Source organism: Pseudomonas mandelii, assembly GCF_024138395.1.
In the GTDB taxonomy this organism is placed as follows: Bacteria; Pseudomonadota; Gammaproteobacteria; order Pseudomonadales; family Pseudomonadaceae; genus Aquipseudomonas; species Aquipseudomonas mandelii_E.
Genome location: NZ_JAMYDU010000004.1, coordinates 328,438 through 350,678, shown reverse-complemented (window position 1 = coordinate 350,678; position 22,241 = coordinate 328,438). Strand labels below are relative to the sequence as shown.

General features: G+C 56.4%; 17 protein-coding genes, 1 tRNA gene and 3 pseudogenes. 12 read left to right on the top strand and 9 right to left on the bottom strand.

All coding sequences use genetic code 11. The features are described from left to right. Positions 1–33: 33 nt before the first annotated feature. From NHU87_RS10065 to NHU87_RS10045, 5 genes are all read right to left on the bottom strand, one after another. The gene (locus NHU87_RS10065; RefSeq protein ID WP_052964331.1) at positions 34–1,056 is read right to left on the bottom strand and encodes an ABC transporter permease; all 1,023 of its coding nucleotides are present in this window, start codon (positions 1,054–1,056) and stop codon (positions 34–36) included. Next, a complete protein-coding gene (locus tag NHU87_RS10060; protein WP_253547937.1) occupies positions 1,056–2,117 on the bottom strand; it encodes a microcin C ABC transporter permease YejB in 1,062 nt (353 codons plus the stop codon). Before NHU87_RS10060 ends, NHU87_RS10065 begins: the two co-directional genes overlap by 1 nt. Continuing rightward, complete coding sequence (locus NHU87_RS10055) at positions 2,117–3,985, bottom strand: extracellular solute-binding protein (protein WP_253547935.1); 1,869 nt, start codon at positions 3,983–3,985, stop codon at positions 2,117–2,119. The genes NHU87_RS10060 and NHU87_RS10055 overlap by 1 nt, the downstream gene beginning before the upstream one ends. Before the next feature lie 136 nt (positions 3,986–4,121). Then, positions 4,122–4,403, bottom strand: a complete 282-nt coding sequence (locus tag NHU87_RS10050; RefSeq protein ID WP_007898306.1) for a peptidylprolyl isomerase — start codon at positions 4,401–4,403, stop codon at positions 4,122–4,124. 136 nt (positions 4,404–4,539) lie between these two features. Then, positions 4,540–5,421: an esterase/lipase family protein gene (locus NHU87_RS10045; RefSeq protein WP_253547933.1), complete on the bottom strand. Its 882-nt coding sequence runs from the start codon at positions 5,419–5,421 to the stop codon at positions 4,540–4,542. 337 nt (positions 5,422–5,758) lie between these two features. Here NHU87_RS10045 and NHU87_RS10040 point away from each other — a divergent pair, with 337 nt between their 5' ends. Further along, a complete protein-coding gene (locus tag NHU87_RS10040) occupies positions 5,759–6,811 on the top strand; it encodes a hypothetical protein (RefSeq protein ID WP_253547931.1) in 1,053 nt (350 codons plus the stop codon). A 61-nt stretch (positions 6,812–6,872) separates the two neighbouring features. On the opposite strand, the gene NHU87_RS10035 is transcribed toward NHU87_RS10040, so the two are convergent. After that, positions 6,873–7,961 (bottom strand): 3-deoxy-7-phosphoheptulonate synthase, encoded by a 1,089-nt coding sequence (locus tag NHU87_RS10035; RefSeq protein ID WP_253547929.1) that lies wholly within the window; start codon positions 7,959–7,961, stop codon positions 6,873–6,875. Between the two features lie 641 nt (positions 7,962–8,602). On the opposite strand from NHU87_RS10035, the pseudogene NHU87_RS10030 reads away from it, so the two are divergent. From NHU87_RS10030 to NHU87_RS09990, 9 genes and pseudogenes are all read left to right on the top strand, one after another. Further along, a pseudogene (locus NHU87_RS10030) lies at positions 8,603–9,263 on the top strand (carbon-nitrogen hydrolase family protein). Next, entirely contained in the window at positions 9,264–9,707 is a 444-nt protein-coding gene (locus NHU87_RS10025; RefSeq protein ID WP_253547927.1) for a GNAT family N-acetyltransferase, read from the top strand. 127 nt (positions 9,708–9,834) lie between these two features. After that, the gene (gacA, locus tag NHU87_RS10020; protein WP_008015884.1) at positions 9,835–10,476 is read left to right on the top strand and encodes a response regulator transcription factor GacA; all 642 of its coding nucleotides are present in this window, start codon (positions 9,835–9,837) and stop codon (positions 10,474–10,476) included. Between the two features lie 2 nt (positions 10,477–10,478). Further along, the gene (gene uvrC, locus NHU87_RS10015; protein ID WP_253547925.1) at positions 10,479–12,302 is read left to right on the top strand and encodes an excinuclease ABC subunit UvrC; all 1,824 of its coding nucleotides are present in this window, start codon (positions 10,479–10,481) and stop codon (positions 12,300–12,302) included. A 33-nt stretch (positions 12,303–12,335) separates the two neighbouring features. After that, positions 12,336–12,896 carry a CDP-diacylglycerol--glycerol-3-phosphate 3-phosphatidyltransferase gene (gene pgsA, locus NHU87_RS10010; RefSeq protein ID WP_008066866.1) on the top strand — a complete coding sequence of 187 codons (561 nt, stop codon included), beginning with the start codon at positions 12,336–12,338 and terminating at the stop codon, positions 12,894–12,896. Between the two features lie 62 nt (positions 12,897–12,958). After that, positions 12,959–13,034, top strand: a tRNA-Gly gene (locus tag NHU87_RS10005). Positions 13,035–13,269: 235 nt separating this feature from the next. Continuing rightward, positions 13,270–15,105 carry a tyrosine-type recombinase/integrase gene (locus tag NHU87_RS10000; RefSeq protein ID WP_253547923.1) on the top strand — a complete coding sequence of 612 codons (1,836 nt, stop codon included), beginning with the start codon at positions 13,270–13,272 and terminating at the stop codon, positions 15,103–15,105. A 649-nt stretch (positions 15,106–15,754) separates the two neighbouring features. Then, positions 15,755–16,447 (top strand): annotated as a pseudogene (locus NHU87_RS09995) (DNA adenine methylase); the annotation flags it as partial. Positions 16,448–16,528: 81 nt separating this feature from the next. Next, positions 16,529–17,119, top strand: a complete 591-nt coding sequence (locus NHU87_RS09990; RefSeq protein WP_253547921.1) for a hypothetical protein — start codon at positions 16,529–16,531, stop codon at positions 17,117–17,119. Positions 17,120–17,360: 241 nt separating this feature from the next. Here the strand turns inward: NHU87_RS09990 and NHU87_RS09985 are convergent, their stop codons facing one another. Beyond that, a complete protein-coding gene (locus NHU87_RS09985; protein ID WP_253547919.1) occupies positions 17,361–18,008 on the bottom strand; it encodes an SOS response-associated peptidase family protein in 648 nt (215 codons plus the stop codon). Between the two features lie 24 nt (positions 18,009–18,032). Further along, a complete protein-coding gene (locus tag NHU87_RS09980) occupies positions 18,033–18,761 on the bottom strand; it encodes a hypothetical protein (RefSeq protein WP_253547917.1) in 729 nt (242 codons plus the stop codon). A gap of 225 nt (positions 18,762–18,986) precedes the next feature. Between NHU87_RS09980 and NHU87_RS09975 the strand changes: the two genes are divergently transcribed. Both NHU87_RS09975 and NHU87_RS09970 read left to right on the top strand, forming a co-directional pair. Further along, positions 18,987–19,265, top strand: coding sequence for a hypothetical protein (locus tag NHU87_RS09975; RefSeq protein ID WP_253547915.1), 279 nt, complete (start codon positions 18,987–18,989; stop codon positions 19,263–19,265). A 406-nt stretch (positions 19,266–19,671) separates the two neighbouring features. Next, positions 19,672–20,687: pseudogene (locus tag NHU87_RS09970) on the top strand (IS110 family transposase). A gap of 655 nt (positions 20,688–21,342) precedes the next feature. Here the strand turns inward: NHU87_RS09970 and NHU87_RS09965 are convergent. Beyond that, entirely contained in the window at positions 21,343–21,558 is a 216-nt protein-coding gene (locus tag NHU87_RS09965; protein ID WP_253547913.1) for a hypothetical protein, read from the bottom strand. Positions 21,559–22,241: the final 683 nt, after the last annotated feature.

The following is a 22,241-nucleotide window of genomic DNA, read 5'->3' as shown; positions in this document are numbered from 1 at the left end:
GTCCGCCTCATGGTTGTCGATCAAGAGCATGGATCAAGATCGTGGGTCAAAGGCATCGCGCAATGCCTCGCCAATGAACACCAATAAAGAAAGAATCAGCGCCAGGGTGAAAAACGCTGTGAGACCCAGCCACGGTGCCTGCAGGTTCTGCTTGCCTTGACCGATCAATTCACCCAGCGATGCACTGCCGGCCGGCATGCCGAAGCCGAGGAAATCCAGCGCCGTGAGAGTGGATATCGCCCCGGTCAAAATGAACGGCAAATAACTCAGGGTGGCGTTCATCGCGTTGGGCAGAATGTGCCGCACGATCACCTTGCGATCGGTCAGGCCCAGCGCACGGGCTGCCTTGACGTATTCCAGGTTGCGCCCGCGCAGGAACTCGGCGCGCACCACGTCCACCAGGGCCAGCCAGGAAAACAGCGCCATGATTCCCAGCAGCCACCAGAAATTCGGCTCGACGAAGCCCGAAAGAATGATCAGCAGGTACAGCACCGGCAGCCCTGACCAGACTTCCAGCAAGCGCTGACCGATCAGGTCGACCCAGCCGCCGTAATAGCCTTGCAGCGCACCGGCGGCGATGCCGATCAACGCACTGATGAAGGTCAGCGCCAGCGCGAACAGAATCGACACCCGCGCGCCGAAAATCACCCGGGCCAACACGTCGCGAGCCTGATCGTCGGTGCCCAGCCAGTTGACCTTCGACGGCGGGCTCGGTGCCGGTTGATTGAGGTCGTAATTGGGCGTGTCGTCGCTGAACGGGATCGGTGGGAACAGCATCCAGCCGCCATCCTTGTGGATCAGCTTCTGCACGTATTCGCTGCGATAGTCGGCCTGAAAGGGCAGTTGTCCGCCAAACTCCTGCTCGGTGTGGCGTTTGAACGCCGGGAAATACAATGAGCCCTGATAACTGACCATCAGCGGTTTGTCGTTGGCGATCAGCTCGCCGCCCAGGGTCAGCAGGAACAGGCCGATAAACAACCACAGCGACCACCAGCCCCGGCGGTTTTTCTTGAAACGCTCGAAACGGCGACGGCCCAGCGGCGAGAGCTTGAACATCAGGCGTTCCTCGCGGCGAAGTCGATGCGCGGGTCGACCAGGGTGTAGCAGAGGTCTCCGATGAGTTTTATCAGCAGGCCGAACAAGGTGAAGATGAACAGCGAACCGAATACCACCGGATAGTCCCGTGACACCGCGGCTTCGTAACTCATGCGCCCCAGGCCATCGAGGGAAAAAATCACTTCGATCAGCAGCGAGCCGGCGAAAAAAACGCTGATGAACGCCTGCGGAATCCCCGACACCACCAGCAGCATGGCGTTGCGAAACACATGGCCGTAAAGCACCCGGCGTTCGCTCAAGCCCTTGGCCCGGGCGGTGACCACGTATTGGCGGGTGATTTCATTGAGGAAGGAGTTTTTGGTGAGGATGGTCAGGGTCGCGAAACCGCCGACCACCAGCGACGTCACCGGCAGCACCAGGTGCCAGAAGTAATCGACGATTTTGCCCAGGGTCGACAGTGACTCGAAATTGTCCGAGACCAGTCCGCGCACCGGGAACCAGTTCAATGAGGTGCCACCGGCGAAGATCACGATCAGGAACATCGCGAACAGGAACGCCGGCATCGCATAACCGATGATGATCGCGGTGCTGCTCCAGATATCGAAATGGCTGCCATGGTGCACAGCCTTGCGGATCCCCAGAGGAATCGACACCAGGTAGGTGATCAACGTGGCCCAGAGCCCGAGGGAAATGGTCACCGGCATTTTTTCCAGAATCAGGTCGGTGACCGTGGCGCCGCGGAAAAAGCTCTTGCCGAAGTCGAGGCGGGCGTAGCTCTTGAGCATCAGCCACAGACGTTCTGGTGCGGGCTTATCGAAGCCGTATTGTTTTTCGATCTCTTTGATCAGCTGCGGGTCGAGCCCACGGCTGGCACGCGAACTACCCTGCGCGGCGTCGCTGGAACCTCCGCCGACATTCGCGCCGCCGATGCCTTGCAACTGCGCAATGGCTTGTTCCACCGGGCCACCGGGTGCGGCCTGAACGATAACGAAATTGACCAGAAGAATTATCACCAGTGTCGGAATGATCAGCAGCAAGCGCCGCAGTACGTAAGCCCACATCAGTGCGGTCCTCCAGGCTTGCCGCGTTTGATGAGCTCGGCGGTCATCTGTTGATTGGTCAACGGGGTGGAACTCACTTGCCACCAACTCTCAATGGCTGCGTCATTGCTCGCTTGCACAGAGGGAATGCCGAAACGGTTCCACCACACGGTCGAGCTGCCCGGCGGGTAATAATTGGGAATCCAATAGAAGTTCCATTGCAGGACTCGGTCCAGGGCATGGGCGTAGCGCAGCATGTCAGCCTGGGTGGTGGCGCGAACCAGGCCGTTGACCAGCGTGTCGACCGCCGGGTTCTTCAGCACCATATAGTTGTTGGAACCGGGATCGTTGGCCGCCGCCGAACCAAAATAGTTGTACAACTCGTTGCCCGGCGAAGTAGTGACCGGGTAGCCGGTGACGATCATGTCGTAATCCCGGGACATCAAGCGGTTTACGTACTGAGAGGCATCGATGCGGCGAATATTCAGGTCGATGCCGATTTGTTTCAGGGTGCGCTTATAAGGCAGCAGTAGTCGGTCCATGCCGTTCTGGCTGATCAGGAAGGTGAAGCTCAGCGGTTGACCTTCGGCATTGACCAGTTGATCGCCATCGGGTTTCCAGCCCGCCTCTTCGAGCAGTTTCAGGGCCTGCAACTGTTTATCGCGTATCACGCCGCTGCCATCGGTTTTCGGGGCTTCGAAGACCTGGGTGAAGACTTCGTCAGGAATCTGCCCGCGCAGCGGTTCGAGGATCGCCCGTTCACCTGCATCGGGCAGTTGCCGGGCGGCGAGGTCGGTGTTGGAAAAGAAACTCTGCTGGCGGATGTACATGTTGCGCATCATCTGCCGGTTGCTCCATTCGAAATCCCACAGCATGGCCAGGGCCTGGCGCACTCGGCGGTCCTGGAACATCGAGTTTTGCAGATTGAACACAAACCCCTGGGCCGATTGCGGTGCCTCTTTGGCCAAGTGGGCTTTTTGCAGGCGACCGTCGCTCAGGGCCGGGCTTTCGTAGCCGATGGAATAGGCGGTGGCGGAGAATTCGCGGTTGTAGTCATAGGCGCCGCCACGCAGCACCTGACGGGCGACGTCGGTATCGCCGAAGTACTCGATGCTGAAATGATCGAAGTTATAGAGGCCGCGACTGACCGGTAGGTCCTTGCCCCACCAATCGGCGTTACGTTCGAAGGTAATGCTGCGCCCGGAGTCGACCTTTTTCACGCGGTACGGCCCGCTGCCCAGTGGCGGCTCGTAACCGCCGCCGTTGGCAAAGTCGCGGGTTTTCCACCAGTGTTCGGGAAATACCGGCAAAGTGGCGATGTCGAGGGTCAGGGTGCGGTTTTCGTTGCTCTTGAAGTCGAACCGAATGGTGAGTGGCGACTCTACTTCGACGCCTTTGACGTCGGCGAATTGGGTGCGATAGCGCAGGCTGCCCTGGGTCATCAGCAGGTTGAAGGTGTAGCGCACGTCTTCGGCGGTGATTGGCTTGCCGTCGGCGAAACGGGCCTTCGGATTCAGATAAAAGCGCAGAGACAGTCCGTTCTCGGCACGTTCCATCTGCTGGGCTACAAGGCCATAAACGGTATAGGGCTCGTCCAGCGAGCGCTGGGCCAGGGGCGAGTAGATCAAGCCGTCGATCTGCGTGACACCCGTGCCCTTGTCGATGTACGGCAGGATATGGTCGAAATGGCCAATTTCCATCGCTGAACGACGCATCGTGCCGCCCTTGGGCGCTTGCGGATTGGTGTAGGCGAAATGGCTGAAGCCAGGGGGATATTTCGCCGGTTCACCGTACACGGTCAACGCATGTTGCGGTGCAGCGTTCACACCTGCGGCACTGAGCAACAGGGCCACGGCAGTGAACAATAAAGTAGGGAAAGCCAGTCGCATTGTCAGCCTTGGAGCCGGGTGGTCGATAACCACAATTTGTACGCTAGCGGCGCGTCCCTCGCCAGCCGTATCACGTAACGAAAAAATAACGGCCCACCAAAAGGCGGGCCGTTATCTAGCAAACTCAAAGCGTTGATCAGTCCTGACGACTGGTCACTTCCAGCAGGTGGTAACCGAACTGGGTCTTGACCGGGCCTTGCACCACGTTGATCGGCGCGCTGAAGACCACGGTGTCGAATTCCTTGACCATCTGGCCCGGGCCGAACGAACCCAAGTCACCGCCCTGGCGGCTGGAAGGGCAGCTGGAGTTGGCTTTGGCTACTTCGGCGAAGTCGGCGCCGGCTTCGATCTGGGCTTTGAGTTCGTTGCACTTTTCTTCGCTGGAAACCAGGATGTGACGGGCAGTGGCTTTGGCCATGGGAAAATACTCCATTCAATGTTCAATAAAATGCGGAGCCTACCGGATTCAGTGGGCTATTTCTCTCTCAAAGTTCCGTCAAAATCAATTCCGTCAAAATCAGTTGCGTCCACATCGCGCGGCATCCCGGCATTGCTTAAAGGCCGGCATTTCTCAAGCGTTCGGCATGCTGGACATACAGGGAGACCGGGTCGACGCCCTGGCGGACCTGACCGGTTGTCTGGCCCAGGCTGTCCAGATGATCCAGCGGGTAGTCCGAACGGATCACTTTACCCAGATGGGTGCTGAATCGGCCGACCAACCCGTCATTCTGCTCGGCTTCGGTGGTGAAATAGTGGGAGAAGGCCCGGAGGAACCCATGCAGCGGATTGAGTGCATGGAGTCCCTCATCGACAATATTTCCCTGCAGGGTGCCGCTCCAGGAATAGTAGCGCACGCCGTTCACCCGTTCGCGACCCTTGCCGCCCCAGGTTTTCGGTAACCCTTGAGGGTACTTGTCGTTGAATGCGCCGACGCCTTCGGTAGTCAGTGCATTGAGCGCGGCGATGGCGTTCTGCGGCAGGTGTCGGCTGCCACTGAGCAACGACAGGAAGTCGGCGAACAGTGTGGCCACCGCTCCGGCGACCTGTTCCGGCAGGCGCCCGGGCGTCAGCGCCTTGCGCAGGAAGTCGGCCAGTTCCGAGCCATGGTTAGGCCCGCTGACAGAGGTCACCGAAGCGACCGACTCCGGCGCTAGCGCTCCCGCATACCGTGCAGCCAGTGCGCCCTGACTGTGACCGATCAGGTTGACTTTGCTTGCACCGGTTCCCTGCAATACCCGGTCGATCTGGGCCAACAGTTGTTCACCGCGAGTTTCATTGCTGTGGGTGGCTGACAGATGAGGGATGAAAACCCTCGCGCCGGCACTTCTCAGGGCCAGTTTGACGTCATGGAACAGTTCCAGATTGCCGATGCGATCGAAGCCGAACAGCCCATGGACCAGCAGGATCGGATACTGAGTGGTTGCATTCCGTAGCATGTAGATTCCTTTTTCGAAGTAGGGTCGGTGTGTGCTCAAGGGGGCACTCTAAAGCACACAACCCGCTCAGCGATGTATGAAAAAGCCGCTGTAACCTGATGAAAACGGAATAGAAATGGTACGAAAGTTCAGATGAACGTGAGGTCTTGGTCGGAATATCCGGACATCTTTTTAGCGATGACGGCGCGCTTCCTCGCAATGACCTACTTGTGAAACGTCCTTTTACCGCGCAAGCCGACGCGATTGTCCGGCAGCGCGAATCAGCGCTGCGGGTTTCAATAAGCTTCTTCGATGCCGGCCTCAAGACGGCATTGATTCCAAGGACTGGAGTGTATGAATGGCTAGTTATGAAGCAGATAGCTTGAAGGTTGTAGAGCAATGCATGGCGGCACCACAGCTGGATCAGGCGGATAACGCCACGCTCGATCCGTCCGACAATAAGGCCATTGTCACTGTCGCGCCTTACCCGCACATGGCTTGCGGGGACAAGCTGGTCATGTTCTGGTCAGGTATCGATTCAGAGGGTGTTGCGTATCGGCATGAGGTATCGCGGTTTGTCAGCGAAGCTCAGGTGGGCAGGACGATTGTGTTTTGCGTATCGGCCGTACACATCGCCGCATTGGACGGCGGGTCACTCGAGGTTTATTACGCCCTCTACACTGCGCGCCTTTGCGAACCTGTGGAGTCCGGGCGTTTGTACCTGAGCGTCGGTGATGCCCGGCCAGATTTGCTGCCTGTGATTGTGAACGATGCAGTGGGCGGCACGCTCGATCCGGACAGAGTGGAGCAGGGCGTACGCGTAACGATCAGACCCTATGCGCGGATGGCGGCTGGAGATCGGGTCCTGCTGTCCTGGGCAGGTGTCACGCCACACGCGAGCTTCAATGACACATTGAAAATCGAATCCTTTGCAGTCGGCGGCGAACTGTCGTTCTGGGTAAATCCCGACTGTATTGCACTCAACCTCGGGGCAGCCGTTGCGATCGGCTACTGCGTCGAGCAGAAGGGGCAAGCGTCACGTTTCTCGGAGCCTGCACAACTGTTGATCGGCCCGCTGGAACGAGAACCGCTTTTGCCACCTACCGTGCTGGAAACCGATGAGGGTTGGCTGGATGTGCAAGATGCGATCGATGGTGTCACTGTCGTGATCGACAATGCTCAGGCCGAAGAGGGGGAACTGGTTTATCTGAAATGTGACGGTGAGCATTTCAATCATCGCGATGATCGTGAAGTCTTCCGGGAAATGGCCGGTCAACCGCTGGTATTTATCGTTCCCTACAGGTTTTGGCGCGAGCATCAGGACTTGACGGTCCGAGTATCTTATTCGGTCGAGCGTCTCGACGATGTAAGCCAGCAGTCCGAAGCCACGTTGGTGCAAGTGCACTCGTAAACCGGTTTTAACGTCGATCGCCTTCCGGTTTTCGATTGAAAACCGGAAGGCGGGGGATGGGTCACTTTGGCTGTTGAGTATGGCGCTGCGTGCGAAGTCGCTCGGCTGCCTGCAATAGCAACTGTTCCGTCCCGGCCCAGCCAAGGCAGCCGTCCGTTACCGACACCCCGTAACGCAGCGATGAGCTCAGTGGTTGACAGCCTTCGAACAGATGACTCTCAATCATCATGCCGATCAGCGAACGATCACCGCGCAGGCGCTGTTCAAGCACGTCGTTGAACACGGCTGGCTGACGCAATGGATCTTTACCACTGTTAGCGTGGCTGCAGTCGACCATGATCCGCGCCGGGATCTTGAGTCTGGTCAAATCGCTGTGCACTTGGGCGATGCTGTCGCGGTCGTAGTTCGGCCCACGATGGCCGCCACGCAGTACCAGGTGGGTGTCGGGGTTGCCCGGTGTCTGAATAATTGCAGGGTGCCCTTGGCTATCGACGCCGAAATGGCGATGCGGATGAGCCGCCGAGCGCATGGCATCGCTGGCGATCGCCACACCGCCATCGGTACCGTTCTTGAACCCTACCGGCATGCTCAGGCCGCTGGCCATTTCCCGGTGGATCTGTGATTCGGTGGTACGGGCGCCAATCGCGACCCAGCTCAGCAGGTCATCGAAGTAGCCGGCGGCCATGGGTTGCAGCAGCTCGGTGGCAACGGGTAAGCCCAGTTGGAGCATTTCGCGCATCAATTCGCGGGACAGCGTCAAACCGCCCGCCATGTCGTCGCTGCCGTCCAGATTCGGGTCGTAGGCCAAGCCTTTCCAGCCAACCGTAGTGCGGGGTTTTTCGACGTAGGCGCGCATCACCAACAGCATCTCATCGCTGACTTGCGCAGACAGACGGGCCAGGTTGGCGGCGTATTCAAGGGCTGAACGGGGGTCGTGAATCGAGCAGGGGCCGACGATGACCAGCAGACGGGAGTCTTCACCGTTGAGGATCGCGCGTACCGCCTGACGGTGGTCGGCGACTTGCCGGGTCAGGGCGTTGCTGAGGGGCAATTGCTGTTTGAGTTGCAATGAGCTGGGCAGACGCAAGGTCAGCGCTTCATTGGCAGGGCTCAGGGTGGACAGCGGCAGAGCAGAGACGGACGAGTTCATATTCGGGCTTCCTGGGCTGGCGGCGGGTTCGTTCCCGCGCGCTCGGCCCTACTGGGGTGTTCGACAATTGGCCGGATTGGCTGCGTGTATGTGCTTGCCACCTGTGGGTGACCGATCGGAGGCGGCAGGCTGTCCCGAGCGGAGGCTGGTAAATCGCCAGGCGGTAAAACTGTCGTAACGGTAATAAGTGGCGTAGTTCATGTCGTGAATCCTCAAATTGTCTGGTTGTCGCTAAAAATGTATGCAACTAAATGCAGGGCGCTGAAAAAAACAAAACCCCCGGTCGGGAGGCCGACCGGGGGTTGAGAATTCTCTGGTGGCGACCCGTTTAAAGTGGGCGCCGTGTGGGTATCAGGCGCGCCAGTGGCTAAACCAATACCCAAAATAAAAGCTGACCGAAGCACAAACGTCATTCGCCCGGGCAGCCGCAACCGAGCGCGGGGCGCTGGCGGTACGAAGCTGTGAGAGGGCGTTGAGCATGGTCTGTCTCCGATGAATGCGCCGAGCTTACTAGAGGCCGGTACGCGGATTCAATCAGAAAATGCTATCGATGCTCATGGGCTTGTCTATCGCTTGAGTGCGTCGGGGTTGTGACACACTTTGCGCTGCGCCCAACCACCACAACATCACAAGGACGAACCATGACGACACTGACCATTGCCGCCGCTCAATCGATCTCCATCGCTGGTGATCTTGCCGCCAATATGGCCTGGCATCGGCGCTTCATGCAGATTGCTGCGGAGCAGGGCGTGCAATTGCTGGTGTTTCCGGAACTGTCACTGACCGGGTACGAACGCGGCCTGGCGGCGGAGTTGGCCATAGCGCCAGACGCCGAGGTGCTGCAATCGCTGCGCGATTTCGCGCGGGAAGTCGGTGTAACCAGTGTCGTCGGGATGCCGATTCGTCTGTCGGACGATTCGCCGGTGTTGATCGGAGCTCTGGAAGATCGGTACCGACACTGTCGCGCTGGCGGTCTGCGCCGATTTTTCTCACGCCAGTCACGCGGCTGCCGCGGCTGGGCAGGGCGCTGATCTTTATGCCGCGGGCGTGTTGATCACAGAAAACGGCTACGCTCCAGATACCGCGCTGTTGCAAGGCTATGCGTGCACCCATTCGATGGCGGTTCTGATGGCCAACCATGGTGGCGCAACGGGTGGCTGGGAGTCGGCAGGGCGCAGTGCAATCTGGGCGGCGGACGGGACGTTGATTGTGGCGGCTCCGGGCACGGGGAGCCTTTTGGTGGTTGCTCGCCGCGATGCTGACGGCTGGAAAGGGCGAATCGTGGCGGTCGCGGAGGCTTGAATGAGTTTCGAATTGCGTCCGGCAACGTCTCGGGACCTGGACTTTGCTCGTGAGCTGACTTGTCGAAATATGCTTCGCTACTACATTCAACATGAGCTGTTGTGGCTCGACGAGGCCTTCGATGTCGCTTGGGAAGGCCGCGAAAACTGGCTGATTGTGCGTGATGACACGTTGATGGGGTATGTCAGTCTGAGCCGCGACGCTAGAGCCTTGTATATCCGCGAATTGCATTTATCAGCCGCGTACCAGGGGCAGGGCGCTGGTTCCTGGACGATCGATCAGGTATTCGCCATGGCGTGCAAGGAACGCCGCCCGACATTGCGTCTGACCGTCTTTGAAAATAATCCGGCAAAAATGCTTTACGAGAGAAAGGGTCTCAAGGTGGTCGGTCAAGACCAGTGTTTCCTGAGAATGCAGCGTGATATCAATGAACTGCATCGCTGAAACACACTGGCGGCAAGCCTCGCAAGAAGAATTGACACTTTTTATATGCTGCTTGCCGCTAGGTCTGCCAGTTGCTTTTTGCTAAGGTGTCCAGCAACCCAATAAGACCAAATCGCGAGGTGTCTGCTTGATTAGGGTGCTAGTAGTCGATGACCATGATCTCGTTCGTACAGGCATTACACGAATGCTGGCTGACATCGATGGCCTGCAAGTAGTCGGCCAGGCTGAGTCAGGGGAGGAATCCCTGCTTAAGGCGCGTGAGTTGAAACCTGATGTGGTGCTGATGGACGTCAAGATGCCCGGGATCGGCGGTCTTGAAGCCACGCGCAAATTATTGCGCAGTCATCCGGACATCAAAGTCGTCGCGGTCACCGTGTGCGAAGAAGATCCGTTTCCTACCCGGCTGTTACAGGCAGGGGCTGCAGGTTATCTGACCAAGGGCGCCGGATTGCCGGAAATGGTCCAGGCCATTCGCCTGGTGTTTGCCGGGCAACGCTACATCAGCCCGCAGATTGCCCAGCAATTGGCGATCAAATCGTTTCAGCCAACCAATGATTCGCCCTTCGACGCCTTGTCTGAACGGGAAATCCAGATTGCGTTGATGATTGTCGGCTGTCAGAAGGTGCAGATCATTTCCGACAAACTGTGCCTGTCGCCCAAAACAGTGAATACCTACCGTTACCGTATTTTCGAGAAGCTTTCGATCAGCAGCGATGTCGAGTTGACGCTGCTGGCGGTTCGTCACGGCATGGTTGATGCCAGCCTCTGAAAATGACTGAAATCTTCGATCCAAGTGCTTTTCTGTCGACGGTCAGTGGTCGGCCGGGCGTCTATCGCATGTTCGACTGCGATGCGCGCCTGCTTTATGTCGGCAAAGCCAAAAATCTCAAGAAGCGTTTGGCGAGCTACTTCCGCAAAGCCGGTCTTGCCCCCAAGACCGCTGCGCTGGTAGGCCGTATCGCCCAAGTCGAAACCACCATCACGGCCAACGAAACCGAGGCCTTGCTGCTTGAGCAGACGCTGATCAAGGAATGGCGTCCGCCGTACAACATCCTGCTGCGCGACGACAAATCCTACCCTTATGTCTTTCTCTCGGATGGCCAGTTCCCACGCTTGAGCATTCATCGGGGGGCGAAAAAGGCCAAGGGCAAATATTTCGGTCCTTATCCCAGCGCAGGGGCGATTCGCGAAAGCCTGAGTTTGCTGCAAAAGGCTTTTTTTGTTCGTCAGTGTGAAGACAGCTTCTACAAGAACCGCGCCCGACCTTGTCTGCAATATCAGATCAAACGCTGCAAGGCGCCGTGTGTGGGGTTGGTGGAGCCCGAGGTGTATGCCGAAGATGTACGCCACTCGGTGATGTTTCTTGAGGGGCGCAGCAATGCTCTGGCGGACGAGTTGTCTGCGGCCATGGAGGAGGCAGCGGTCAACCTCGAGTTCGAGCGCGCCGCCGAGCTGCGTGACCAGATCTCATTGCTGCGTCGGGTCCAGGACCAGCAGAGCATGGAAGGGGGGACGGGCGATGTCGATGTGATTGCGGCGTTCGTCAACCCGGGTGGCGCCTGCGTGCACTTGATCAGCGTGCGCGGTGGTCGGGTGTTGGGGAGCAAGAACTTCTTTCCACAAGTAGGTATTGAGGAAGACGTTTCCGAAGTCATGGCAGCGTTTCTCGGCCAGTATTTCATCAGCAGCCCCGAGCGCGACTTGCCGAGCGAGCTGATCGTCAACGTGGTTCACGAAGACTTTCCGACCCTGATCGCAGCCATCGAAGAGCTGCGCGGTCGCGAATTGACCATCAGCCATCGAGTACGCGGCACCCGAGCGCGCTGGCAGCAATTGGCGGTCACCAATGCCGAGCAAGCGCTGGGCGCGCGTCTGGCTAACCGGCAGCACGTTGCTGCACGTTTCGATGCGCTGGCCGAAGTGCTGAGCCTGGACGAGCCGCCGCAACGTCTCGAGTGTTATGACATCAGCCATTCCAGCGGCGAAGCCACTGTAGCGTCCTGTGTGGTGTTCGGTCCGGAAGGCCCAATCAAATCCGACTACCGCCGCTACAACATTGAAGGCGTTACCCCGGGCGATGACTATGCCGCGATGCACCAGGCCCTGACCCGACGCTTCAGCAAATTGAAGGACGGCGAGGGCAAGTTGCCGGACATTCTTCTGGTCGACGGCGGTAAAGGTCAGCTGTCCATGGCCCGTGACGTACTTAATGAACTGGCCGTGCCCGACCTGATTTTGCTGGGCGTTGCCAAGGGCGCGACGCGCAAGGCCGGTTTTGAAACCCTGTACCTCAACGACGCAGCCCATGAATTCACCTTGCGCGGCGATTCCCCCGCGCTGCATTTGATCCAGCAGATCCGCGACGAAGCCCACCGTTTCGCCATTACCGGACACCGCGCACGCCGTGGGAAAACTCGCCGCACGTCTACGCTTGAGGGCGTTGCCGGTGTCGGACCGACACGTCGACGCGATTTATTGAAACATTTTGGTGGATTGCAGGAGCTGTCTCGTGCCAGCATCGACGAGATCGCCAAAGCACCCGGAATCAGCAAAAAGCTCGCAGAGTTGATTTATGCAAATCTGCACAGCGAGTAGAATGCCCAACTCACCTCGTAGCCAGTTGTGCCGATGAATATCCCTAATCTGATTACCGTTCTACGCGTCCTGCTCATCCCGATCTTCATTTTGCTGTTTTATTTGCCTTACCACTGGAGCTATTTGGCGTCCGCCTCGGTCTTCGCGTTTGCCGCCGCGACCGACTGGCTCGACGGATATCTGGCCCGTCGTCTGGAACAAAGCACCCCGTTCGGGGCCTTCCTCGATCCCGTTGCAGACAAGCTGATGGTCGCCGTTGCCCTGGTTCTGCTGGTGCAAGAGCATGGCAACCTGTGGCTCACGCTGCCGGCCGCCGTTATCATCGGTCGCGAAATTGTCGTCTCGGCACTGCGCGAATGGATGGCCGAACTCGGTGCTCGCGCCCATGTTGCGGTGTCGAACCTGGGCAAATGGAAAACCGCCGCGCAAATGCTGGCGCTGGTGATCCTGTTGGCCAATCCTTCAGACTTCAGCTTCTGGGTTCTGATGGGTTACGCCTTATTGCTGGTGTCCGCTGGCCTGACGTTGTGGTCCATGGTCCAATACTTGCGGGCTGCCTGGCCGCATCTGAAGACTGACGTGGAAAAGAAATAAACTATTTTGAATCAAGGGGTTGACGGGGCATCAGGATTCTATAGAATGCGCCTCACCAAGACGCGGGAATAGCTCAGTTGGTAGAGCACGACCTTGCCAAGGTCGGGGTCGCGAGTTCGAGTCTCGTTTCCCGCTCCAAATATTGCGCTGCAGAGTTCCACTGAATTCTGTAAGCGATTGAAATCAGGACCTTCGGGTCCTTTTTTCGTTCCGGCGGGAACCACTGAAATCCAGCACCATCCAGTGCGTTTAAGTCCTGAATTGAGTCCCGAATGAGAGTCTTGAATTCGGACGCGCACTGAATCGCTTTGTTGCTGGTGCAGCTTGGATAGCGAGATGAGCATCTGGCCCTGACTCTGATCAGGAGCTCGCTATGGCACTCTCGGATACCACCGTTCGGCAAGCCAGAATTACCGGCAACGATTACTCCCTCGGCGACACGGATGGGCTTGCGCTCAATGTGACGGCCCGTGGGGGAAAGATCTGGTATTTCAGGTACTACTGGGCAGGCAAGCAGAAGCGCATGTCCCTGGGTAGTTACCCGCAGATCAGTCTCAAAGAAGCGCGTGGACGCCGTGATGAGGCGCGTGCCTTGGTTGCTCAAGGCATCAATCCTTATGAGCATCGTAAACAGCAGCGTCGCTCCGTGCGTAATGCGGCAGAGCACACCTTTGAAGCGGTGTTTGATCAATGGGTCGCGTTCCGCAGACTGAGCCTGAAGGAAGGTCGCCAGAGCACGCTCTCGCAAATCTTGAGAATCTTCAAAAAAGACGTCCTGCCAACGCTCGGTCGGCGGTCCATCTACGACATTAATCGCCACGACTTGATGCACCTACTGAGCGGAATCGAACAACGCAAGGCGTTAACTACAGCGGAAAAATGTCGGACCTGGTTCAAGCAATTGTTCCGATACGCCCTAGTGAAGGTGGAGGGGCTTGACCAGAATCCCGCGTCGGACCTTGATGTGGTGGCGCTTCCCAGACCCCCTGTCACACACAATCCCTTTCTTCGTATGGACGAGCTGCCTGCATTGCTGGCCGCGCTTCGAGATTACGGTGGTGCAAACCAAACACGCCTAGGTCTTCGCTTGTTGCTGCTGACGGGGGTGCGTACTGGCGAGCTGCGCTTGGCGACGCCCGACCAGTTTGATCTGGAGCAGCGGTTGTGGATCATCCCGCCGGAAGTGGTGAAGCAGCTTCAGATGGGGATGCGCAAGGCGGGGAAACAGGCCTCAAACATACCGCCTTACATCGTGCCATTGTCGGTCCAGGCGCTTGAAATAGTGCGCCAGATGCTGAGCCAAGTTGTCCCCGCACAGCGTTATTTGTTCGCGCACCGGAGCGACCTAAGCAAGCGTATTAGCGAGAACACCTTGAATGGAGCGTTGCGTCGAATGGGGTATGCCGACCAACTGACCGGGCATGGGATGAGGGCGACGATTTCGACGGCGCTGAATGAGATTGGTTACCCCAAGGTATGGGTCGACGCGCAGCTTTCTCATGCCGATCCAGACAAGGTGAGTGCGGCCTACAACCACGCGGAATATGTCGAACAGCGTCGGACCATGATGCAGGATTGGGCGAATAGATTGGACCTTTGGGGGCAGGGGAAACCGAAAGCAGCAAGTTCTCCGCTGACTATTCGTTTGGAGGGCGCAGCTTCGCTGCCCTTACTGGAAAACGCGAACGCAAATGCTGTTCTGTACAGCAGCAGCTTTGCACCGGCGACCGTCCCATCGACGATGCTGGACAGTAGCGAGAAAGCCCCCATTGGGCTCAATCAATCGCCTGTCGTGCCCGCGCTGCGGCCTGGAAAACCTCACAAATCTCACGTGTCTGACATCCAGCGTGAACGGGCCGAAATGCTGGCCACGTTTGAGGCTTCGAGTAACTTGCCGTTGCTGGTCTTCGCCAGACTGGCAGGTAAATCCCGTGATCAGATCAATCGCGATATTAAGGCTCGGCGCCTGCTGTCCCTGAGCTTGGGGAATCGCGGTCAGCGCATTCCCGATTGGCAGCTTGATCCATTGCGGCACAAATTGGTTCTCGCGGTGCTGATGCGGTCTCCGGATGCGGATGCATGGAGGCTTTATGGCGCTCTTTGTAAACCTCATGAGCGACTAAAAGGTCGTTCGCCAATCGATGTGCTCACTCTGGATAATTTCGACGTGACTGCACGGATCGTTTGCAGTGCTCTGGGCTCAAGCTGAGGTGCGGTCTTTGAGCGGTGACAACGGATTTCGCCGCTTGCTTGAGTGCATCTGGCGCGGGCTGCTCCTAGAGGTTTGGAGTTCACACGTCACCTGATGTGTTGGAGAGGGTCGGAAAGAGGCTTTTGTTGCGCAGAATGACGCCATTTGGCAATATCTCGCCCCCGCGCGCTCTTGTCAGCTCTCCATCCCTCTCATTTGGGGGCTGCGTCTTGGAGAGGGTGGGTAACCCGGCCTTAGTGCCGGGTTTTTTTTAGCCCTACAGGCATGGTCGGCGGAAAAACTTGGAGTATCTAGCTACCCCATTTATGGGGTGCTAGGGGTCGAGTGTTCGAATCACTCCGTCCCGACCATATTTTTCAATGAGTTAGCCCAATTTTTTAGGTTGGGCTTTTCATGCTTGAAAAATTTCTCCCACATTTACTCCCACGGATATCTGAGCTAGTGACAGCTTTGGCACAAGCAAGCAGTAACGACGGGCGTTCGAGCTAGATTTCAGTGCCAAAAAACCCGCTGAAACGCCTTAAAAGTCGCTTTCTGGCATTGCGGCAACTGTGCACTGAACAGCGAGCTAAATCTTATGGGGCAAGGAAAATATCGTGCGGCGCACAAGGCGTCCTTATGTGCCTAATCTCCCGCCAGCTCACACGGCGGCGCCGCGCTGTACTTCATGCGGCCCCAAGCCGCGCCCGTCGAAGTTCTCAATGACATCAACGGCGACCTGGTGACGCTGTACCGCGTCGTGCAGAACCACCTGGAAGAGTTCGTGCGTCAATTCAAATGGGCGCTCAGTTCTCGCCAGGTGTTCGAGTGGCAGAAGATGACCCGCCCCGAAACCCTCACCGACATCCAGCGCGCCGCTCGATTCTTCTACCTGCAACACCATGCCTTCGCCGGCAAGGTCACCGGGCAGACGTTCGGCACCGCCACCACCGGCCCGGCCATCAACCTGCTGCGGATCGAGGAAAACCTCTCGGCCGCCTGGCAGCGCCTGTCCGGCACCTACGTCGAAAACCTCCCTTGGCTTGAATGCGCTGAACGCTACGACCGTGCTCATACCTTCCATTACATGGACCCGCCTTACTGGCAGACCGCCGGCTACGGCGTGGACTTTCCGTTCGAGAACTATGAGCGGATGGCCGACTTCATGCGCCGCTGCAAAGGTAAGGTCATGGTCAGCATCAACGATTATCCCGATATCCGGCGGGTTTTCGAGGGCTTTCACCTAGAGAGATTGGACATCCGCTATTGCAACACCAACCAACGGCAGGGAAAGGCCGAGATGAGCGGTGAACTGGTGATCATGAACTGGGAGCCGGCGGCATTAGGTGGGCTGTTCTAGGCCATTCATTTTGTTCTGCTACAGTGAAGCCGCGGCAAGGAAAACCCCGGGAACTCTCAAATCGCACAAGGAAAAATGGACATGACTTCTGCAACTCTCGCTTCAAACGATTTTCTGGCTGTCATGAAAGAGCAGCGCGCACAGGCATACCAAAGTGTCGCAAATTTAAAACCTTCGACGAAGGGTCGAATTTCATTGGAGGAAATGCAACCTCTTCCAGCGTCTAACAGTGATGCTCTTGATGACGCCATTCAGCAGATAAAGGCCGTGGCCAATACAAGCGCCACCGCTACCGCTGACCAGGCTCACAATGAGATTACAGCCGCTACAACTACCTATAAAAAATCAATGGGAGACAGCAACGCCAAGAGTGACTTTGAGCAACAAATGGAGAAATGCAAAAGCAACGTCATAAATAACGCCAGAACAGGAATTGACAAGGCCTATGATAAAGCACAAGAACTTGGCGCTAACATGAGCCCGTCGGAGCAAAACAGCCTTGTAAATTTCATGAAGACCGTTGTTGAGGAAGGTTTTGGGGCTGTTGTCAATGAGATTACTGGTTTCATAGTTAATGCAATCAGAACATTATCAAGTTGGATTCAGGGTGCATTCGAGGCCATCAAAGAGGTTTTTGCAAAAATTGCGGCATTTATCAAAAGTATATTCTAATTAGGTGCAGGCCACCCTGTCGACAAATAGGGTGGTCAAACTAATAGCCGTTTTCGGGCATCGCACTGACTAAAAATGTAACGATTATCATGGCATCTCACCATCAACAACCAGCGTGAGCATTAGCGGCGAGCTAGTGATCATGGATCATAAATCTGGATGGTGTGTTTGAGTTACCAATGCTGTCCAGACACCCATAGAGTCAACAGTAAGGTTAGGCAGGGGGGCGCTGATAGGATTATCAAGTCGCTTTGCTGCCCACAGGGCGGTCGATCTTGAACCACTCGAAAGCCTCGGTCGGTTCCCATTGCAAGAGCATTATTTGCTCAGCGCGTTCTTTCGATGTAGCCGGATTCAACCATTCCCGGGCCAGCTCGGGATTGAGTGTCACTGGCCGCCAGTCGTGAGAATCTACCATGCCGCCGTTGCTGTCGGAGCTGAGGAACACGAAGCCGTCATGCTCGCCCGATTCATGCTCGGCACTGGGGTACTGGCCGATCGCGGTGCAGAGGATTGGTGCGCGATCCTTCCGGCGGATGAGGTAGGGCTGCTTCTTCGGTCCGCCTTCAGCAACCCATTCAAACCAGTTGTCGATCGCGACGATCGCCCGGTGTGGCCAGATCGCTCTGAAGTAGGGATTATGGTTGACTCTCTCTACCTGGGCCCTGGAGGCGGCGCGGTCCTTGGCCCAGTGCGGCCGCCAGCCCCAGCGCACCATGTCGGCCCGCAGAAACTGACCTTCCTGGTGCAAGAGGGCGAGCTGACTGGACGGGGCGGCATTGTAGAGTTCGAAAGGCTGGTCGCCTGCATAGTTGATCAGTGCGTTTGGAATGTTGAGCGCCGCGACAAAGTCCTGAATGCCGCAGGATTGAGAAAGACGTCCGCACACGATTGGAGCCCTCCGGTTCTGTTTTCAGCGCAGACCAGAACCTGGCGACTTAACAACGAAGCCTTGTCCTGAACAGGTTAAGCAATCGTCTTTTCGATCAAAGCGGTCGAGGCAAACGGGGCAGGTTCTGAACTTGGCCAGATCTATAAAAGGCCGCATCTTTTCGTAAGCATTCAGGTCGCGACCTTCCAGCGCAACCTGCGCTGCATCGATTAAAGCACGATACATATCGGGGTCTTCAGTTGGCTGATGGATGACGCCGAGAATCATCCGACCCGTCTCGATGAGATCAAACAGTCGACCATCGGGCAGGGTCAGCATAAGGCCTTCGATGCGTGCCGTGATGCCCGAGGGGTTGAAAACCAGATTTGCTCCGGTGTCGTCGCGGTAGACCTTGCCGTCGTAGGTAATCCGAATTTCGTCCTCATTCTCCCTTCTCGCATGGAAAATGGTTTGTCTGATTTCCCCCAGTGTCAGGACGCCGTCGCAGGCCACGACGGCATAGGATGATGCGCCGCAATAGCGGACAGGATGGCTCTGCAATTCTTCAATGGCATGCCAGTACGCGGCGTTGGCCATTTCATTCATATCGTATTGCTCGAGCGCATCGATCAACCCTTCGGCGACCAGCGTGCAAGCCATGGCGTAAAGGTGTTGCCGGTGCGCTTCGGGGTTTTGCAATCTGAAATCGTGATCGTCGAGGGTTGAGCGCCACTGCTGAAACCTCAGCGCTTTAGCCTGTTCAAAATTCATCGAGACGGGTTCGCTGTACAAGTGCTGGTTGCATGTACAGTAATCGAGTCGTAAGTATGCTGCGAGGATTAGTCGACGAGCTGCAGCGTCTGGGTTTTGAGCTTCAGCCTAGGTTGACGGTCAGAAAAACAGCATTCGCTTGATCAAGCTTTCCCCTGCACTTTCGTCCAGGTCAGCGCTCAAAATAACTGTGCGCACCAGATCCGGCGATAGCGGGAGGCGCATATGCCGTATGAGGTGAACATCGACCAATACTGCCTGCAATGTGAGGTGACCTCTTTGCTGGATGTGCCGCCCAATTCGGAGGCCACCACCAGTGACTGGGATGCCTGTGGCTATCGTGAGATGGAGTTTCGCGTGGTGTCAGCCCAGGTATATGACGAAAATGGCGTGTCCACCGACGTCGGACGCAATGCCTGCGCGGCGCTAGCCGAACAGTATGCGGAGTTTATTGAAGCAGCCTTATGGCGACAAATCGAGACCGAGCGGCAGGATATTGTCTAACTGCTCGATGCATTGAAAACTGCTTATTTCTTATTTCTTATTTCTTATTTCTTATTTCTTATTTCTTTCCCTTTGTCGGACAATCCAGTTTTTACCGGCTCCGCCGCAGCCACATTCACAAGTGGTCGAGTGGTACCACGACTTGTAATAGTCCTCCAGGGAACTATCAGTTTCATTAGGTGATGGAGCGCCCCGGGTGCTGCGTCGCTTAGCAATGTCGCGGTCTTTCTCTTTAGGCCGATGGGAACCTGGTGAGGCCATATCGTGTGCTCCATTACGTGGGATGAACCGTAGATTGTAGGACGAATTTTGGCGCATGCCGTCCCTAATGAGATGGTCAGCCCGGCGAGAACCTCGGCGAGTCTAAACTTGCCGGGGCGCTCTCTTTACCGAAGGAGGATTTCTCATGAATACCGTGACGCTTCTGGGTATCGACATCGGCAAGAACACTTTCCACCTGCATGGACAGGACGCCAGGGGCCATCAGGTGCTGCGTAAAAAGCTCAACCGCAACCAATTGCTCCCTTATCTGGCGCAGCTTTCGACCTGCAAAATTGCCATGGAGTCCTGCGGCGGTTCTCAGTGGCTTGCCCGGAAAATCAGGAGCAAGGCCATCAAGTGCAGTTGATCGCACCACAACATGTAAAGGCCTATGTCACCGGCAACAAAAACGACTTCATTGATGCCGAGGCCATTTGTGAAGCGGCCTCGCGCCCTAGAACCCGTTCGGTCCAAGTCAAAACCGTAGAACAGCAGGTGCTGTGCACTGAGCACCGACTGCGTAAGTCTTTGGTCGGTCGACGCACCGCCGTCATCAATCAAGTGCATGGATTTCTCCTGGAGTTCGGCGTCATCTTTCCCGCCGGATACGCCGCCCTTGATCGGGTCTCGGGCCTGATGCACAGCTGTGAACTTCCCATCCGTTTGATAAACGCCATTGAGCGCATGCTTGAAGATATTCGGCAGCTGAGTGGCGAGATCAAAAAACTTGATGTCGAGATCAAGCAAAACCTCGTCCAAATTGACGCCGGCCAACGCTTGCAAAGCATCCCCGGCATCGGCCCCCTCATCGTTAGCGCTCTGGTGGCCGATGTCGGCGACGCTTCGGTTTTCAAATCGTCCCGCGACTTCGCCGCATCGCTGGGGTTGGTGCCGCGACAGTATTCAACAGGTGGCGAAACGGTCCTCCTCGGCATCAGCAAACGGGGCGATAAATACCTAAGAAGCCTGCTTGTACAGGGCGCTCACACCGTTTTGTATCGAGTCGATCACCGAACCGACGCCCTCGGTAGGTGGGCCAAAAACTTGCTCGCCCGCAAGCCTCTGAACAAAGTGGCCTGTGTCCTGGCGAACAAAATGGCCAGAATCATCTGGGTGTTATTAACCAAGGGCGGCACCTACAACTCACAGCTTTTGGCTTGATCCGTACGCTTCACCATCGGCTTTTGCGACGTCAGTAACTGATGACGATAAACGGCAGACATCCTGGCTGAAAACCTGGGAACGATAGTAGTTTTTGAGGCTGAGCCCCTTATAAAGGACAGGCAGGAGCGACTACTCATCAAGGGCCGAGCGCTATCCGTGCTCACACTGAGTCCGGATACATTAGCGCAAGCTCGATTTACCGCTCATCAGTGCTGGGTGGCAGAAGATGGGCTGACCATACAATTCGTTCCCTTTCTACACAAACTCCCACGTAATGGTGGATGATGCCTGTTTGCCGGATTTTTCGAATCCTGAGAAGCTCCACCCAGACGCATATTTGGCTGGTAATTCAATTTCCACCCGAAGCTGTAGAGGCCTAGGTGGAGTCCGTCCTGGCCACTGGGATTCCTTTCACATCCTGTCACTGGAAGGTGCCTCCCACATACAGAGCCACGATCCATCAAACAACCGCAATCCATACCACGCCCAGCGCCAAAAGCATGCCAATGAAATATTTTTCAGTCATGGCAGCACCCGCAATTGGAAACGGGGTTAATAAGTATAGATCCATCGTTTATGAATCGGAGTACCTGGTTGAAGCAGGGTGGCAACCGTAGCCACCGATGTGGAGCGCGAAGTTAGACATTATCGGTTAACCAATGTCGCGTTTCGTCAGTCGGGCCAAGCCTTGTTTGATATGGCCAGCGTTTTCTCTCATCGTTTCTAGGGCGCCACGGACATTTCCGCCCACTTCCGAAGCCCCTTGCTGCTCAACCAGTAGTGTCAATTCCATAATGGCCGCCTCCAGGGCGTGCTGGTTTTCGTACAGCCTTTCCAGTAGATCCGACAGTGAATAATCGCTTGGCATGGTGTCGATTCCCTTCGAGAAACCCCAAGCATAGTACCGGCAATGCCCATGTGAGGTAGCTATTGCAGCTTGCTTGGAAATTTCTACAAAGCGAAGAATCGCCGCGGATTAGCCATTCTGGCTGAGGCATTGGAGGACTGCTTGCCCCATCCATCATGGAGTCGAGTGCATGCTTGGATAAGGACCATACTGTGATGAGGCACCATTCATCCGTAGGTAACGATATGAATTTCCATTCAGCCTTCTTGGACGCCATGGCGGCGTCATTGTTGGAGTATCGCGAAGCGAAGGACGACATACTCCAAGCTATGGATGATGGGGAAATCGATGGTCCTGTGTGGAGAAAAAAACAGCATCGTCTGGAGCAAGTCCTAGAGGTATGGATCGGGCTGCCAAGAAGGTACTACGGCACCAGTGATGAAAGAAGTACCAAGAGGTTAAGATGAACCCAGAAGCCTACAGCAGCGATATCGCGCCCCTTTCTTTGTGAACGAGTCCCATGAAAGACAGGACACCGTTTCCCCCTTACGATAAGGGATAGGCAAACGGTTATATTTATGAATGGCGAAATCGTGGGTGCTTTCAGCGACCAGGCGCATCCGTTCTTCACTCAGACGCAAATCGTCTTCCGCCGCACGACGTTGGGTGATTTCGAAGCAGGAGGAAAACTTCTTCGAGGCTGT